Raw genomic sequence first — 15,586 nt, forward strand, 5'->3', positions numbered from 1 at the left:
CGAACCTCAACGCTCGTCCGGATCCTTGCCGCTTGCTTCCTGCCAGGTTTTCCACAGCTGCCAACCCACCAGCGCGCCCGCCGCGACCTTCAGCAGGCGAAAGCGCTTGCCTCCACGCATGAACATGGCGGACAGCGACGAGCTGACCAGTGGATAACGGCGCGCCAGGCCGATGGCCTGCAAGGCCCAGCGTGACGCATTGCTGGACGCCAGTCCGGGCAGCAGGCTCTTGAGGAGCGAGGCCGGCTCCAGCTTGCGGCCGGCGCTGGCGATGCCCTGGGCCAGGGATTCGCGCTCGATGGCGGCGCGCGCGCGCAGCAGCTCGATGCGCACCGCGCGGTCGATGGAGGGAGAACGTTTTGCCATGGCTCAGTCCTCCCCGCGCCGGCGCGGATCCTCGTCATGCGCGTCGCGCACGCGCTCGAGCAGTTCCGCGTCGCGGCCCAGCTCTTCCAGCGTGGCCGAGAACGGCGGCGGGCCATAGAGCAGCGCCTGCCTGACCGCGACCAGCAGCCCCACGCCCAGCACCGCGTACAGACCGGCCAGCAGGCCCAGCGCCAGATAACGGTTTTCGGTGGGCCAGAACGCCACCGCGATGCTGACCGTGAACACCAGCACCGCCAGCGTCAGGAACAGCAGGGCGGCGAAGGCCATGCCCAGCAGCTTCAGCAGCCGCGCCTTTTCATCCGCCGCCTCCAGAGCCAGCAGCTCCAGACGCGTGCGCAGCAGCCCGACCAGGCCGGAGGCGACGCCAAATACAGATTTACGCAGACCCATGAGTCATGACGCGACCGCGCGGACGGCCGGACGATGCGTCCGGGCCGCCACGCAAGCCGCGCCGTTCCCGTCAGCGGCGGCTGATCAGCAGGCCGAGCAGCAGGCCGGTCACGCCCGCGATGCCGATGGCCTGCCAGGGATTGTCGTGCACGTAGTCGTCGGTGGCGCGCGCCGCCTTGCGGCCGCGCTCCAGCACCGCGTCCTGCGCCTCGTAGAGGGCCTCGCGGGTGCGTTTCAGGGAGGTCAGCGCGCGGTCGCGCAATTCGTTCGCCTTGTCACCGGTGCTGCTGGCGGCTTCGCGCAGCAGGCTCTCGGCATCGTTCAGACTGGTCTTGACACTGTCGATCAGGCGTTCTTTCGCCGCGTCGTCGGTTTTCTTGGTGGCCATGTGTTGAGCTCCTGTTGTGTGTCGATGACAAAAACATCATACCAGCCGCGTCACGCCCCACGGGCGGTCGCGGCCCCGCGCTACTTGATCTGCGTGATCTCGACGGCGGATTTCACGCCGCCCTGATCGATGTCCTGCTTCATCACCAGGTTCACCGCCGGGCAATACCAGTCAGTGACCGTGGTGTTCATGCCGGGAATCGGAATCGTCAGCCCCTGGAACGAAGCCATGGTGGGATCGGAATTGCGGGTGTAGGTGATCGGGTGGCAGGACTGCTTGCCCAGCGCCGTGTCCACCGGCTTCTGCTGCCCCACCGTCTTCTGGCCGATGCGCACGGTGGTGCTGGGCTGACCGCCCACCGGCGCGTCCTTGCCGATCTTCAGGCGGAAGGACGAGCCCGGCAGCTTCTGGCCGGCATTGAGCTTGCCGTCATAGGCGAACAGGCCCAGCATGCGCAGGTCGAACTGGCCCTCGGAAGGCTGGGGCGCCTCGCCTGCGGATGCGTACTTCAGAAAGGTCGCCTGGCCGTTCTTGACCGTCATCAAATAGTCCAGCTTCGATTTGCCCGGCGGCAGGCCGGCGTAGCTGAAACGCGCCACGCCCTGCACCCGCGCGCGGCAATTGTCGCCATTGCTTTTTGTAACCTCGGCAAAGCTGAGGTCGGCGCCTAGCGCCAGGTTGCCCGTGCCGGTCAGCTGCACGGCGCCGCCGTCGTGCATGAATTGCGCGTCGCACACGCCGGCCTGCGCCGCGCCCGCCGCCGCCATCATCACCGCCAAGCCTGCCCAATTTCGCAATGCCACTCGTCGCTCCAGTAATCCGGAAAATACGTCCCGCCCGCGAGCGGAAACTGGATCGATACTACACCGGGCGGCGCGGACGGCATATGTCCGAACGTGACAGTCCGATCAAGCGGCAACGGCATCCGGCCGGTCACCCCGCCGGCGCCAGCCGCGCGATGCGCGCGCGGATTTCCGGGACGCAGGAACCGCAGCCCGTGCCGCAGCCCAGCCCGGCCTGCAGCCCGTCCCAGTCCAGGCCGTCGGCGATGGCGGCGTCGATGGCCGCCTCGTCCACGCCCTTGCATATGCACACCATGCGCTTGCGCGCCGCCTCGATGCGCCCGGTCAGCAGCGCGGCCAGGCTGGCCGGCGCCGCATCGCCGCCGGCCCAGGCCAGCAGCGCGTCCTGCGCGCGCAGATCGCCGGTGAGCAGGAACGCCGCGGGCGCGCCGTCGGCGGTCCGCAGGCGCCGCAGCACGCCGCGCGCCGGATCGTCGAAGGCGGCGTCCGGACAACGCAATTCCAGGGCATCCAGCAGTTCCTCCAGCGCCGCGCCGTCGGGCGCGTCCGCCGCGCCCAGTTGCAGGCGCGCGCCGCCCACGGCGGCCGGCAGGACCACCGCGTAGTCGTAGCGGCCCAGCCACGGGGCCAGGCGGGCGCGCAGCGCCGGGCCGTCGCCCTGGATCCAGCCACACGCCCGCCAAGTCAGCTTGGCCGGCTCGGCCGAGATGGCCGCGTGCTTGAGTTCCGGCTGGCGGGAGATGGGATCCGCCGCGTCATGCGTCAGCGCGTTCACGCCCAGTCCGGCCATGTAGGCGCTGCCCCAGTGCATCGGCAGGAAGGCCTGGCCGGGCCTGAGTCCCTCGTCCGGCCGCGCCGGCAGCACGATGCTGCCACGCCGCGACTTGAGCCGGGCCAGCGCGCCGGGCGCGAGCCTGAGCCTGCGCATGTCCTCCGGATGCAGCGACACCCAGGGCTCATCCACATGCTGCGTCAGCGCGCGGGCGAGCGAGGTGCGCGCCAGCGTGTGCCAATGGTCGCGCAGCCGTCCCGTGGTCAGCTTGAGCGGGTAATGCGCCGACACGGATTCGACGGGCGGCCGGTAGCCCAGGTCATGGAAACGGGCGCGCCCGTCCGGCGTGGGATAGCGTCCATCGCCATACAGGCGCGCCCTGCCCTGCCCCGCGCGATACGGCCACTGCTGCGGACCGTCGCGCTCCAGCGTCGGGTAGTCCAGCGCGCTGTAGTCCAGATCCCGGCCCGCCGTCATCCTGGCGTGCTCGGCGTACACCTCGCTTTCATCGCGATAGCCGAACAGCGCGGCCTTGCGCGGCGCGATGCGGGCCGCCAGCCTGAGCGCAACCGCCTGCGCCAGCCGCCAGTCGGGCATGGCGTCGCCCGGCGGCGCGATGGCGGCCCGCACGCGGCTGATGCGGCGCTCCGAATTGGTCATGGTGCCGGATTTCTCCGGCCAGGTCGCGGCGGGCAGCACCAGGTCGGCATGGGCCAGCGTCTCGGCGCCGGCATAGGCTTCCTGCACGATCACGAAATCCGCGCGCGCCAAAGCGGCGCGCGCGCGGGCCTGGTCGGACATGGACTGAGCCGGGTTGGTGGCGGCGATCCACAACACCTTGATGCGGCCCTCGCGCGCGCGCTCGAACAGCTCCAGCGCGCTGGCGCCGGGGGTTTCGGGCAAGGCGTCCACGCCCCATAGCGCGGCCGCCTCCGCGCGGTCGCCGGCGTCGGCCGGATCGCGGTGCCCCGGCAGCAGCGTGGCCATGCCGCCGGCTTCGCGCCCGCCCATGGCGTTGGGTTGGCCGGTCAGCGAGAACGGCCCCGCGCCCGGCTTGCCGATCTGGCCCGTGGCCAGGTGCAGATGGATCAGCGCGGTGTTCTTGTCGGTGCCGCTGGCCGACTGGTTCAGGCCCATGGTGTACAGCGACAAGGCGGCGTCCGCGCCGCCGAACCAGCGCGCGGCCTGGATGATGTCCCGCGCGGGAATGCCGCAGACCTCGGCGGCCGCGCCGGGCGTGAACTCATGGATGCGGGCCTTGAGCGCCTCGAAGCCCGAGGTATGGGCTCGGATGTAGTCCTGGTCGACCAGCCCTTCCCACACCATCACGTTCAGCATGGCGTGGAACAGCGCCACGTCCGAGCCCGGCGTCAGCGGCAGGTGCAGGTCGGCGCCAGAGGCCGTGTCGGTGCGGCGCGGATCGACCACGATGAGCTTCATGCCGGGCCGGCGCGCGCGGGCGGCTTCGAGCCGGCGGAACAACACCGGATGGGCATAGGCCATGTTGGACCCGGCGATCAGCACCGTGTCGGCCAATTCCAGGTCCTCGTAGCAGGCGGGCGGCGCGTCGGCGCCCAGCGTGCGCTTGTAGCCCGACACCGCGCTGGACATGCAGAGCCGCGAATTGGTGTCGATGTTGTTGGTGCCGACCAGCGCCCGCGCCAGCTTGTTGAAGACCGCATAATCCTCGGTCAGCAGCTGGCCGGACAGGTAGAAGCCGACAGAATCCGGCCCGTGCCGGACGATGGCGTCGGCCAGCCGGTCGGCAGCGATGTCCAGCGCCTGGTCCAGCCCGACCGACTTGCGCGGCTCGTCCTTGCCCGCGCGCCAGGACGCGGCGAGCACGCGCGCATGATCGGCGCGGACCGTGTCGGCCAGGGCCAGGCCCTTGCTGCACAGCCGGCCGTGGTTGGCGGGGTGGCTGTCGTCGCCGCGCACCGCCAGCACCGCGCCCTGGCTGACCCGCACGCGCACGCCGCAGCCCGTGCCGCAGTAGCAGCACACGCTGGCTACCTCCGCGCCCTCGTCCCGCGCCGGATGGATGCTGACCGGAATCGCCGCCGCGTCCATGGCTAATCCAGGTCCAGGCTGACCACGCCGGCCTCGACCCGGACAGCGACCGCCCGGGCGCAGCCCACGTCGGGCGCCTGCGCCTGGCCGCTGTCCAGGTCGATTACCCAGTTGTGCAAGGGGCAGGTGACCGAACGGCCGTGCACCAGGCCGGCCGACAAGGGACCGCCCTTATGGGGGCAGCGGTCGATCAGGGCGAACACCTCGTCGCCATGGCTGCGAAACACGGCGATGTCCTCGCGGCCGGGACGGCGCACGATGCGGGCGCCCTGCGGCGGAATGTCCTCGACCCGGCAGATCTCGGACCAGTTTTGCGTGATGGTGGCGGTTGTCATAGCGGCGCTCATGCGGAAAGGATCTCGAACTCGCGCGCGGCGGGCGCGCCCGCCGTTCTCTCGCGCCAGGGATCGGACTCGAAGGACAGGGCGAAGCGCAGCCGCGCGTACAGGAGCTTGCGGTTTTCCGGGTCCTCGACCACCTGCCGCCTGGCGTGCTCCAGGCCGACGCGGGCCAGATAGTGCACCGTGCGTTCCAGGTAGAAGGCTTCCTCCCGATAGAGCTGCAGGAACGCGCCGGCATACTCCAGCACCTCGTCCTGCGTCTGCACCTTGACGAAGAACTGGGCCACCTCGGTCTTGATGCCGCCGTTGCCGCCCACGTACAGCTCCCAGCCCGACTCCACCGCGATGATGCCCACGTCCTTGATGCCCGATTCGGCGCAGTTGCGCGGGCAGCCCGACACCGCCAGCTTGACCTTGTGCGGACTCCACATGCCCACCAGGTCCTTCTCCAGCGCGATGCCCATGCCCGTCGAATCCTGCGTGCCGAAGCGGCAGAACTCGCTGCCGACGCAGGTCTTCACGGTGCGCAGGCTCTTGCCGTAGGCATGGCCCGAGGGCATGTCCAGGTCCTGCCAGACCTTGGGCAGGTCTTCCTTGCGCACGCCCAGCAGGTCGATGCGCTGCCCGCCCGTCACCTTCACCATGGGGATCGCGTACTTGTCCGCCACGTCGGCGATGCGGCGCAGCTCGGCCGCGTTGGTCACGCCGCCCCACATGCGCGGCACCACGGAATAGGTGCCGTCCTTCTGGATGTTGGCGTGCATGCGCTCGTTGGCCAGCCGGGACTGGCTGTCGTCGCGCGCCTCGCCCGGCCAGGTGGACAGCAGGTAGTAATTGATGGCGGGACGGCAGGTCGCGCAGCCGTCCGGCGTGCGCCATTCCATGAAGGCCATCACATCGGCCACGCGGGTCAGGTGATGCTCGCGGATGGCGCGGCGCAGCTCGCCGTGGGTATGCGAGGTGCAGCCGCACACCGGCTTTTCCGAGCGGGGCTTCACGTCCGCCGCGCCGCCCACGCAGTTGATCAGGATCTGCTCGACCAGCCCCGTGCAGGAGCCGCAGGAGCTGGCCGCCTTGGTGTGTTTCTTGATCTCGTCCACCGTGAACAGGCCCTGCTCGCGGATGGCCTTGACGATAGTGCCCTTGCAGACGCCGTTGCAGCCGCATACTTCGGCGCTGTCCGCCATGCCGGCGGCACGGCTCTCGCCCGCGTGACCGGTATCGCCCACGGCGTGCTCGCCGAACATCAGCTGGTCGCGCAGCGCGCCGATCTCCTTGCCCTCTCGGATCAGCCGGAAATACCAGGCGCCGTCGGCCGTGTCGCCATACAGGCAGGCGCCCACCAGACGGTCGCCCTGGATCACCAGCTTCTTGTAGACGCCGGCCGAGGGATCGGCCAGCGTGATCGCCTCGGTCAATCCGTCGCCCACGAAATCGCCGGCCGAGAACACGTCGATGCCGGTCACCTTGAGTTTGGTGGACGTGACGCTGCCCTCGTAGCGCCCGATGCCATGCAGCGCCAGATGGTTGGCGGCCACCTTGGCCTGCTCGAACAGCGGCGCGACCAGGCCGTAGGCCATGCCCCGGTGCCTGACGCATTCGCCCACGGCATAGATGCGGGGATCGTAGGTCTGCAGCGTGTCGCTCACCACCACGCCCCGGTCCACATGCAGGCCGCAGCTTTCGGCCAGCTCGGTGTTGGGCCGGATGCCCACGGCCATCACCACCAGGTCCGCGGCGATCTCCTCGCCATCGGCGAAGCGCAGCGCGCGCACCCGGCCGTCATCGCCCGCCAGGATCGCCTGCGTCTGACGCTGCATCAGGAAGCGCAGTCCCCGCGCCTCCAGGCTCTGCCGCAGCAGGCCGGCGGCCGCGCCGTCGAGCTGGCGATCCAGCAGCGCTTCGCCCAGGTGCACCACGGACACGTCCATGCCGCGCGCGGCCAGGCCATTAGCCGCTTCCAGGCCCAGCAGGCCGCCGCCGATCACCACGGCATGGCGGTAGCGCGCGGCCGCGTCGATCATCAGGTTGACGTCGCGGATATCGCGGAACGTGACCACGCCGTCCAGCTCGCATCCCGGCACCGGCAGCATGAACGGATTCGATCCGGTCGCCAGCAGCAGGCGGTCATAGGGCAGCGTGGCGCCATCGTCGAGCTGCGCGATGCGCCGCGCCCGGTTCAGGCCCGTGACCTTGCGGCCCAGCAGCAGCCGGATGCCGTTCGACGCGTACCAGTCCTCGCGGTTGAGGATGATGTCGTCCAGCGTCTGCTCGCCGGTCAGCACCGGCGACAGCAGGATGCGGTTGTAGTTGACGTGCGGCTCGGCGCCGATCACGGTGATGTCGTACAGGTCGGGCGCCAGTTTCAGCAGTTCCTCGACCGCGCGGATGCCGGCCATGCCGTTGCCCACCACCACCAACTTCTGTTTCTCTTGCATGATGTCCCTCTCAGCCTGTAGTTCCGGATGCGCTCAGGCCACGGCCCGCGAGGCTCCGGCGTCGTCCGGCGCGCCGCCCTCGGCCCTGCCGGCCTGGACGCCGGGCTCGCGAGCCGCGGCGATCTCCGGATTGCCATGGCGGCGGTGCAGGAAGTCCACCACCGCGGCGCGGCAGGCGAGGTAGACCGCGTCATTGGCCAGCGCCACGCGGTCGCGCGGTCGCGCCAGCGGCACGGCCAGGATCTCGCCGATGGTGGCGGCCGGCCCGTTGCCCAGCATGACGATGCGGTCCGACAGCAGCACGGCCTCGTCCACGTCGTGCGTGACCATGATGGTGGTGGTGCGCGTCTTGGCCACGATCCTGAGCAGCTCGTCCTGCAGATGCGCGCGCGTCAGCGCGTCCAGCGCGCCGAACGGCTCGTCCATCAGCAGCACGCCCGGCTCGATCGCCAGCGCCCGCGCGATGCCCACGCGCTGCTTCATGCCGCCGGATATCTCGCGCGGCAGCTTGTTCTGCGCGGGCAGCAGTCCCACCAGTTCCAGCGCCGCGCGCGTGCGCTCGGCCAGCCGGGCGCGGCTTTCGCTGCCGCCGAACACACGCTCCACCGCCAGGTGCACGTTCTGGAAGCAGGTCAGCCAGGGCAGCAGGGAATGGTTCTGGAACACCACCGCGCGGTCGGGCCCGGGTCCGGTGATCTCGCGCTCGGCGCACAGCAGCACGCCGGTGGTGGGGCGCGTCAGGCCGGCGATCAGGTTCAGCAGCGTGGACTTGCCGCAGCCCGAATGCCCGATCAGCGTGATGAACTCGCCCTGGTCCACGGTCAGGTCGATATCGCGCAGGGCCACGAAATCGCCCTTGCGCGTGGCGAAGGTCTGGCCCACGCGTTCTATGCGTACATGCTTCTTCATGCGGCTACTCCTCGGCGTAGGTAAAACGGCGCGCCAGCGCGACCAGCAGCGTTTCCAGCGCCAGCCCCACGATGCCGATCACGAAAATGGCGATGACGATGTGCTCGACCTTCAGGTTGTTCCATTCGTCCCATAGCCAGAAGCCGATGCCGGTGCCGCCGGTCAGCATCTCGGCCGCCACGATCACCAGCCAGGCCGTGCCGATGGACAACCGCACGCCGGTCAGCACATAGGGCAGCACCGCCGGCAGCAATACCTTGGTGACGACCTTCCATTCCGACAGATTCAGCACGCGCGCCACGTTCAGGTAGTCCTGCGGCACGCGCGTCACCCCAACGGCGGTATTGACGATCATGGGCCAGATGGAACAGATGAAGATCGCCCAGATGGCGGCCGGATTGGCGGCCTTGAACAGCAACAGGCCCAGCGGCAGCCAGGCCAGCGGCGACACCGGCCGCAGCAGGCTGACGATGGGCGAGAACATGGCGCGCAGCGCGGCATAGCGACCGATGGCGAAGCCCGCCGGTATGCCCACGATGGCGGCCAGCCCGAAGCCGACGGCCACTCGCTGCAGCGAGGCCAGCAGGTTCCAGCCTATGCCCTTGTCGTTGGGCCCGTTGTCGTAGAAAGGATCGGCGAACAGCGCCTGGGCCGCGTGCCAGGTGACGCCGGGCGTGGGAATCTCGGGAATGCCCATGGCCACCGCCTGCCATGCCAGCACGAACACCGCGAATCCAGCCACCGGCCCGGCCGCGGCCTTGAGCAGGCCCTCGACGCGGTCGCGCCAGAAGGCGCCCGTCCGGCCCGCGCCCGCCATGGAGGAGATCACATTGAACATTTCCTTCTCCCTCGTTGCGGCGCTCAGGCCTTGACCTTGAAGCCGTCGGCATAGGCCGCCGGATCGCTGCCGTCCCAGGCCACGCCGTCGACCAGCGTGGACTTGCGCATCTCGCCGGCGGGCAGCGCCACGCCGGCGGCCTGCGCCGCCTGGCGGTACACGTCGATGCGATTGATCTGCCGGGCCACGGCCAGGTAGTCGGGATGCGTCTTGAGCAATCCCCAGCGCTTGTGCTGTGTCAGGAACCACATGCCGTCGCTAAGGTAGGGGAAGTTGGCCGCGCCATCGGCATGAAAGCGCATGGCATGCGGATCGCTCCAGGACTTGCCCAGGCCGTCCTCGTAGCGGCCCTGCATGCGGCCGACGATGCCGCCCGCGTCGGTATTGACGTAGGACTTGGCGGCGATGGTCTCGGCGGTCTTCTGGCGATTGGCCTCGGAAGCGTCGATCCACTTGCCCGCCTCCAGCACCGCAGCCGTGACGGCCCGCGCCGTGTTGGGATGGCGCGCCACGAACTCGGCGCTGGCGCCCAGCACCTTTTCGGGATGATCGGCCCAGATGCCCTGCGTCGTGATGGCGGTGAAGCCGATCTTGTCCATGATCGCGCGCGCGCCCCAGGGCTCGCCGACGCAGAAGCCGTCCATGTTGCCCACACGCATGTTGGCGACCATCTGCGGCGGCGGCACGGTGATGGCCTTGGCGTCGCGCATCGGATCGATGCCATGCGCCGCCAGCCAGTAATACAGCCACATGGCGTGGGTGCCTGTGGGAAAGGTCTGGGCGAAGGTGTATTCGCGCTTGTCGCTGGCCATCAGCCTGGCCAGCGACTCGCCGTCGCGCGCGCCAGCCTGCAACAGCTTGTTGGACAGGGTGATCGCCTGGCCATTCTGGTTCAGCCCCATAAGCACCGCCATGTCCTTGCGCGGACCGCCGATGCCCAGGTGCACGCCGTAGACCAACCCATACAGCACATGAGCGAAATCCAGCTCGCCGTTCATGAGCTTGTCCCGCACGCTGGCCCAGGAAGCCTCCTTGGACAGCGTGATGGTGACGCCGTGCTTCTTGTCCAGGCCCAGCGCCGAGGCCATCACCACGGACGCGCAATCCGTCAGCGGGATGAAGCCGATCTTCACCTCGGTCTTTTCCGGCGCATCGGTGCCGGCCGCCCAGGCGCCGGCTCGCACCAGCGGATCGACCAGGGACAACAGGCCCGCGCCCGTCGCCGCGCGCGCGGCCCCCGCGAGCCAGCTGCGGCGTCCGGCATCGGCGCCATCGCGCGGGTCGGGTTTCGGGGCGTGTTCCGAACGGTCATGGTGTGACGACATGGGCATGGCTCCTGGCAAAAAAAACGCCCCGCCCGCCACGGACCGGATCCGGTGGCGGGCGAGACGTCGTTGTCCCTGGCCGCGAATGCGCGGCGTTCAGCGTGGGCGACCGCCGTTGGCCGCCACTACCCCACAAGCAAGCGCCGTGCCAACCCCCGCCCCCCCCAGGCGCGGACCGGCGCAAAGTCCGTGATACCGCATGGATACTGGCTTGACGGCCGATCGACGCGGGCGCGGACCAACACCTTGCGGACACACACGGATGCGCCACAACGTGCGCCGGCGCACCAAGCCTGTGCGCGCCATGCCCCGCGCTTGTGCGCGCCGCGCGGCGGTTGCGCGCGCCGCGGCATGGCATGGAAATTGCGTGATCACCGCTATCCGGATTTGCAGGATCGAACGCCCCATGCTGAAAGTCATGCTGCTCAACGATGGCGAGGGACGCGCGGCGTCGCTGCGGCAGACGCTGGCGGCCGCGGGCGTGCGCGTCGTGGCCGAGGCCGCGCCGGGCATGGATCTGGCCGCCGCGATCGAAGACGCCGCTCCCGATGTGGTGCTGATCGACAGCGACGCGCCCGGTCGCGACACGCTGGAATATGTCTGCGTGGCCAGCGAGCACAGCGACCGGCCGGTGGTGATGTTCACCGGCGACGGCACGCGCGCGGCCATCCGCGAGGCGTTGCAGGCGGGCGTGGCCGCCTACGTGGTCGGGGACGTCCCCGCCGCCCGCATCGAAAGCCTGCTGACCGTGGCGATCGAACGCTTCGCCGTGGAGAAGTCCCGGCGCGAGGCGCTGCGCGAAGCCAAGCTTCGGCTGGCGGACAGGCAATGGGTGGAAAAAGCCAAGGGCATCCTGATGCAGACCCGCTCAATTTCCGAGGACGAGGCCCACCGGCTGTTGCGCGAACGCGCCATGCAGGCCCAGAAGCGCCTGGGCGAGGTGGCGCGCGAGGTCGTTGAGTTCAGTCAATGGCTGGGCCCGGGCTGAGCGTTAATAAGTTTTGGATATATGAATTCAATAAATCAAAAGTTGTGGGGATGAAACCCCATCCCTATGATCGACTGACATTTGCCGGGCCAGCCCGGAGCGGGTTTATTCCATGAAGCTCTTCCCCCTGTTCGCCGATCTGAACGGCCGCCCCGCGCTGGTCGTGGGCGGCGGCGCCGTTGCCGAACGCAAGACGCTGGCGCTGCTCGAAGCGGGCGCCGCCGTGACCGTGGGCGCGCCCGGGCTGACGCCCGCCCTGGCCGCGCTGGCCGCCGATGGCCGCATCCGTCACCATCCGGGCCGGTTCGACCCCGCCTGGCTGGACGCCGTCTGGCTGGTCGTGGCCGCCACCGACGACACCGGGGTCAACCGCGAGGTCTCCGAAGCCGCCGAGGCCCGCCGCCTGTTCTGCAATGTAGTGGACGATCCGGCGCTGTCCTCGTTCCAGGTGCCGTCCATCGTGGACCGCTCGCCGGTGATCGTGGCGATCTCGTCCTCGGGCGTGGCCCCGGTGCTGGCCCGCCGCCTGCGCGAACGCATCGAATCGCTGTTCGACCACACCCTGGGCCAGCTGGCCGGACTGGCCGATCGCTACCGCCAGCGCATCCGCGCCGGCCATCCCGACCTGGGCGCCCGGCGCCGCTTCTACGACTGGCTGCTGGACGGCCCCGTGGCCGGGCTGCTGCGCCAGCAGCGGCCGGACCAGGCCGAGGCCGCGCTGGCCACCGCCCTGGACCAGCCCCTGCGCCCCGCCGAGGGCAGCGTGGTGCTGGTGGGCGCCGGACCGGGAGACCCCGGCCTCTTGACGCTCAAGGCGCTGCGGGCGCTGAACGAGGCCGACGTGATCATGTACGACCGCCTGGTCAGCGATGACATCATGGCCCTGGCGCGGCGCGACGCGACGCGCGTGTCGGTGGGCAAGCAGCCCGGCGAAGACCATCACGCCACCCAGGCCCGCATCCACGCGCTGCTGGTCGAGCACGCGCGCGCCGGACGCCGCGTGGTGCGGCTCAAGGGCGGCGACGCCTTCATCTTCGGACGCGGCGGCGAGGAACTCGAATACCTGCGTGAGCACGGCGTGCGCTATGAGGTGGTGCCCGGCATCACGGCCGCGCTGGCCTGCGCCGCCTACGCCGGCATTCCGCTGACGCACCGCGAGCACGCGCAATCGGTGCGGCTGGTGACGGCCCACTGCCGCGACGACGAAGACAACCTGGATTGGCCCGCGCTGGCCCGCGAGAAGCAGACGCTGGCGTTCTACATGGGCGTGGGCCAGCTGGACGCGCTCAGCCGCCGGCTGATTTCGCACGGCCGCGCGCCGGACACGCCGTTCGCGCTGATCGAGAACGGCAGCCGCCCGGAACAGCGCGTGCTGTCGGGCGCAGTGAAGGACCTGCCCGATCTGGCGCGGGCGCACGGCATCCGCTCGCCCGCCCTGCTCATCGTGGGCGAGGTGGCGGGACTGGCGTCCCGCCTGCAATGGTTCGGCCGCCATATCGATGGCGGCCAGGGCGACGGCCAGCCGCAGCGCCTGGCCGCCTGAGGCCGCCGCGCCGAAAAGGCTGCGCGGCGCTTAAGGCGGCCTGATCCCGTCAGTCGGTCTTCTGGGTCGTGCCGAAGATGCGGTCGCCGGCGTCGCCCAGGCCCGGCACGATGTAGCCGTGCTCGTTCAGGTGGTCGTCGATGGACGCCGTGTAGATATGCACGTCCGGATGCTTGGCCAGCACGGCGTCGATGCCCACCGGCGCGGCCACCAGCACCAGCGCGCGGATTTCCTTGCAGCCGGCCTTCTTCAGCAGGTCGATGGCGGCGACCATGGAGCCGCCGGTGGCCAGCATGGGATCGACGATCAGCGCCAGACGCTGGTCCAGCTCGCCGACCAGGCGTTCCAGGTAGGTATGGGCTTCGAGGGTTTCCTCGTTGCGGGCCACGCCCACCACGCTGACCTTGGCGCCGGGGATCAGGCTCAGCACGCCATCCAGCATGCCGATGCCGGCGCGCAGGATGGGCACCACGGTGACTTTCTTGCCGGCGATCTTCTCGACCTGGACCTGGCCACACCAGCCTTCGACGGTGGCGGGCGCCAGCGGCAGATCCTTGGACGCCTCGTAGGTGAGCAAAGCGCCCACTTCCTGCGACAGTTCACGGAAGCTCTTGGTGCTGAGGTCGGCGCGGCGCATGATCCCGAGCTTGTGGCGAATCAGCGGGTGACGGATTTCGTGCACGGGCATGTGCGTAAATCTCCAGAATATTGAGAGTCGGGGGTGTTCGCCTCAGGCGCGGCGGCGGGCGGCGCGGCGCTTTCGCGCCGGCTCGCGGTCCGCCTTGGATACCGCGCCAGAGAATCGTAATCGGTTTGCGGGAATTTTTATCGCCGGACCGCCCAGGGTGAAAAAGACCGCCCTGGCGGAACCCGGCATGGACCATGCCCTATTGTTCGGCCAGCCAGGCGATGAGCGCGTCGTCGAAGGCGCGCACCGCGCCTGCCTGCTCGTGGTTGACCATGCTGACCAGCACGTAGCGCTTGCCGCTGGCGCCCAGCACATAGCCGGCGATGGAACGCACGTCGCGCAGCGAGCCGGTCTTCAGGTGAGCCATGCCCTGCGTGCCGTCGCCCTTGAGGCGGCGGCGCACGGTGCCGTCCACGCCGGCGATGGCCAGGGACGAAATGTATTCCGGCATGACCGGCGAATTCCAGGCCACGGTCAGCATGGACGCCAGGCTGTCGGCGGACACGCGCGCCTCGCGCGACAGGCCGGCGCCGTTGTCGATGACCAGTTCCGGCATGTCCAGGCCCTGGCGCGCCAGCAGGCTCTTGGCCACGGCTTCGCTGCTGGCCACGGTGGCCGGCTTGCGGCCCCGCTCGGCGCCCAGCGTCAGCAGCAGCGTGCGCGCCATGACGTTGTTGCTGCGCTTGTTGATCTGGCGGATGACCTCGGCCAGCGTGGGCGAGTCGTGCGAGGCCAGCACCACGGCGTCGCCCGGCACCATGCCGGTACGGACCTGGCCCTTGAAGGTGCCGCCCAGCTCGCGCCACAGCATGCGGAAGACCTCGGTGGCGTAGTCGGGCTGCGACAGCGCCAGCCGGTACAGGCTGAACTCGCCGCAGGAGCCCGCCACCTTGCCGCTGACGCGCAGGGTCACGCCCTGCTGGGTGATGAGCGGCTCGGTCGAGACCACGGGCGCGCCGGGGCAGCGCGCCTCTGTCCATTCCACCTTGCCCTCGATTTTCAGGCCGGGCAGCGGCGGATCGATCAGCGGCACCCACTTATGGGCCGCCGCATCCGGCAGGAACATCAGGCGCACGGCGCCGAATCCCACCATGAGCGCGTCCGGGCTGGCGTTGTAGGCGCGGTCGGGCGCGCCGTCGAAGGCGCCGGGATCGGTGCCCACCTGACCGAAGATGCTGCGGTCGATCACCAGATCGTTGATCTGCTTGACGCCGCGCAGGCGCAGCTCGCGCAACAGCACCCAGAGATCCTGCATCAGGAACTGCGGATCGCCACCGGCGCGCAGGTACAGCGGGCCGGACAGCGCGCCCTTGGCGTCGGGCCGGGCGCCCGGCTCGGTCATGAATTCGGTGCGCCAGACGTAATTGGGCCCCAGCTCGGACAGGGCCGCCCAGGTGGTCACCAGCTTCATGACCGAGGCGGGATTGCGCGGCTCCTTGGCGTTGAGCGCCACCAGGCGCGGGCCGCCCACCTCCTGCACCACCAGGGACAGGGCGCTGTCCGGCAGCTTGGTTTCCTTCCAGGCCTTGACCACGGCCGGCGGCAGGCCCGGCACCTGGGCGCAGGCCGCGCCGCCAGCCAGGGCCAGCAGTCCGCCCGCCAGCCACCGCCTGAACCGGCCCGTTCCCGCCACCGCCCTGTTGTATCCCGTCATGCCCCGACCACCTGAATGCTTATCCGGCAAAACCGAGAGCATACAAAACCTG

The 15,586-nt window shown here is 69.7% G+C and carries 14 protein-coding genes; 2 read left to right on the forward strand and 12 right to left on the reverse strand.

The genetic code is table 11. The features are described from left to right. Positions 1-6: 6 nt before the first annotated feature. The 10 genes from C2U31_RS28470 to C2U31_RS28515 all read right to left on the reverse strand — a co-directional run bounded on the left by C2U31_RS28470 (position 7) and on the right by C2U31_RS28515 (position 10,667). Positions 7-366, reverse strand: coding sequence for a hypothetical protein (locus C2U31_RS28470; protein WP_103275857.1), 360 nt, complete (start codon positions 364-366; stop codon positions 7-9). Between the two features lie 3 nt (positions 367-369). Next, a complete protein-coding gene (locus C2U31_RS28475; RefSeq protein ID WP_103275858.1) occupies positions 370-777 on the reverse strand; it encodes a phage holin family protein in 408 nt (135 codons plus the stop codon). 70 nt (positions 778-847) lie between these two features. Beyond that, on the reverse strand, positions 848-1,165 hold the full coding sequence (locus C2U31_RS28480; protein ID WP_103275859.1) for a YqjD family protein: 318 nt from the start codon (positions 1,163-1,165) through the stop codon (positions 848-850). A gap of 80 nt (positions 1,166-1,245) precedes the next feature. Then, positions 1,246-1,935 carry a hypothetical protein gene (locus C2U31_RS28485; protein WP_103276629.1) on the reverse strand — a complete coding sequence of 230 codons (690 nt, stop codon included), beginning with the start codon at positions 1,933-1,935 and terminating at the stop codon, positions 1,246-1,248. A gap of 163 nt (positions 1,936-2,098) precedes the next feature. Further along, positions 2,099-4,810, reverse strand: coding sequence for a nitrate reductase (locus C2U31_RS28490; protein ID WP_103275860.1), 2,712 nt, complete (start codon positions 4,808-4,810; stop codon positions 2,099-2,101). Positions 4,811-4,812: 2 nt separating this feature from the next. Continuing rightward, positions 4,813-5,145 (reverse strand): nitrite reductase small subunit NirD, encoded by a 333-nt coding sequence (nirD, locus tag C2U31_RS28495; protein ID WP_103275861.1) that lies wholly within the window; start codon positions 5,143-5,145, stop codon positions 4,813-4,815. Between the two features lie 8 nt (positions 5,146-5,153). Continuing rightward, the gene (gene nirB / locus C2U31_RS28500; protein WP_103275862.1) at positions 5,154-7,589 is read right to left on the reverse strand and encodes a nitrite reductase large subunit NirB; all 2,436 of its coding nucleotides are present in this window, start codon (positions 7,587-7,589) and stop codon (positions 5,154-5,156) included. A 33-nt stretch (positions 7,590-7,622) separates the two neighbouring features. Then, positions 7,623-8,498 (reverse strand): ABC transporter ATP-binding protein, encoded by an 876-nt coding sequence (locus C2U31_RS28505; RefSeq protein ID WP_103275863.1) that lies wholly within the window; start codon positions 8,496-8,498, stop codon positions 7,623-7,625. Between the two features lie 4 nt (positions 8,499-8,502). After that, positions 8,503-9,336 carry a nitrate ABC transporter permease gene (gene ntrB, locus C2U31_RS28510; RefSeq protein ID WP_233772536.1) on the reverse strand — a complete coding sequence of 278 codons (834 nt, stop codon included), beginning with the start codon at positions 9,334-9,336 and terminating at the stop codon, positions 8,503-8,505. A 23-nt stretch (positions 9,337-9,359) separates the two neighbouring features. Beyond that, positions 9,360-10,667, reverse strand: coding sequence for a CmpA/NrtA family ABC transporter substrate-binding protein (locus C2U31_RS28515; RefSeq protein ID WP_369869713.1), 1,308 nt, complete (start codon positions 10,665-10,667; stop codon positions 9,360-9,362). A 400-nt stretch (positions 10,668-11,067) separates the two neighbouring features. On the opposite strand from C2U31_RS28515, the gene C2U31_RS28520 reads away from it, so the two are divergent. Both C2U31_RS28520 and cysG read left to right on the forward strand, forming a co-directional pair. Next, a complete protein-coding gene (locus C2U31_RS28520; protein WP_103275865.1) occupies positions 11,068-11,649 on the forward strand; it encodes an ANTAR domain-containing response regulator in 582 nt (193 codons plus the stop codon). Between the two features lie 112 nt (positions 11,650-11,761). Further along, on the forward strand, positions 11,762-13,192 hold the full coding sequence (gene cysG, locus C2U31_RS28525) for a siroheme synthase CysG (RefSeq protein ID WP_103275866.1): 1,431 nt from the start codon (positions 11,762-11,764) through the stop codon (positions 13,190-13,192). 49 nt (positions 13,193-13,241) lie between these two features. On the opposite strand, the gene upp is transcribed toward cysG, so the two are convergent. Next, on the reverse strand, positions 13,242-13,880 hold the full coding sequence (gene upp / locus C2U31_RS28530; RefSeq protein WP_103275867.1) for a uracil phosphoribosyltransferase: 639 nt from the start codon (positions 13,878-13,880) through the stop codon (positions 13,242-13,244). 199 nt (positions 13,881-14,079) lie between these two features. Beyond that, on the reverse strand, positions 14,080-15,534 hold the full coding sequence (dacB, locus tag C2U31_RS28535) for a D-alanyl-D-alanine carboxypeptidase/D-alanyl-D-alanine-endopeptidase (RefSeq protein WP_103275868.1): 1,455 nt from the start codon (positions 15,532-15,534) through the stop codon (positions 14,080-14,082). Positions 15,535-15,586 lie beyond the last annotated feature (52 nt).

The organism is Achromobacter sp. AONIH1 (assembly GCF_002902905.1).
Classification (GTDB): domain Bacteria; phylum Pseudomonadota; class Gammaproteobacteria; order Burkholderiales; family Burkholderiaceae_B; genus Achromobacter.

Bases quoted from the DNA above. Each gene is read 5' to 3' on its own strand.
- nirD (WP_103275861.1), bottom strand. From the start codon at position 5,145: ATGACAACCGCCACCATCACGCAAAACTGGTCCGAGATCTGCCGGGTC.
- C2U31_RS28505 (WP_103275863.1), bottom strand. From the start codon at position 8,498: ATGAAGAAGCATGTACGCATAGAACGCGTGGGCCAGACCTTCGCCACG.
- dacB (WP_103275868.1), bottom strand. From the start codon at position 15,534: ATGACGGGATACAACAGGGCGGTGGCGGGAACGGGCCGGTTCAGGCGG.
- C2U31_RS28485 (WP_103276629.1), bottom strand. From the start codon at position 1,935: ATGATGGCGGCGGCGGGCGCGGCGCAGGCCGGCGTGTGCGACGCGCAA.
- ntrB (WP_233772536.1), bottom strand. From the start codon at position 9,336: ATGTTCAATGTGATCTCCTCCATGGCGGGCGCGGGCCGGACGGGCGCC.
- cysG (WP_103275866.1), top strand. From the start codon at position 11,762: ATGAAGCTCTTCCCCCTGTTCGCCGATCTGAACGGCCGCCCCGCGCTG.
- nirB (WP_103275862.1), bottom strand. From the start codon at position 7,589: ATGCAAGAGAAACAGAAGTTGGTGGTGGTGGGCAACGGCATGGCCGGC.
- upp (WP_103275867.1), bottom strand. From the start codon at position 13,880: ATGCCCGTGCACGAAATCCGTCACCCGCTGATTCGCCACAAGCTCGGG.
- C2U31_RS28515 (WP_369869713.1), bottom strand. From the start codon at position 10,667: ATGCCCATGTCGTCACACCATGACCGTTCGGAACACGCCCCGAAACCC.
- C2U31_RS28520 (WP_103275865.1), top strand. From the start codon at position 11,068: ATGCTGAAAGTCATGCTGCTCAACGATGGCGAGGGACGCGCGGCGTCG.
- C2U31_RS28475 (WP_103275858.1), bottom strand. From the start codon at position 777: ATGGGTCTGCGTAAATCTGTATTTGGCGTCGCCTCCGGCCTGGTCGGG.
- C2U31_RS28470 (WP_103275857.1), bottom strand. From the start codon at position 366: ATGGCAAAACGTTCTCCCTCCATCGACCGCGCGGTGCGCATCGAGCTG.
- C2U31_RS28490 (WP_103275860.1), bottom strand. From the start codon at position 4,810: ATGGACGCGGCGGCGATTCCGGTCAGCATCCATCCGGCGCGGGACGAG.
- C2U31_RS28480 (WP_103275859.1), bottom strand. From the start codon at position 1,165: ATGGCCACCAAGAAAACCGACGACGCGGCGAAAGAACGCCTGATCGAC.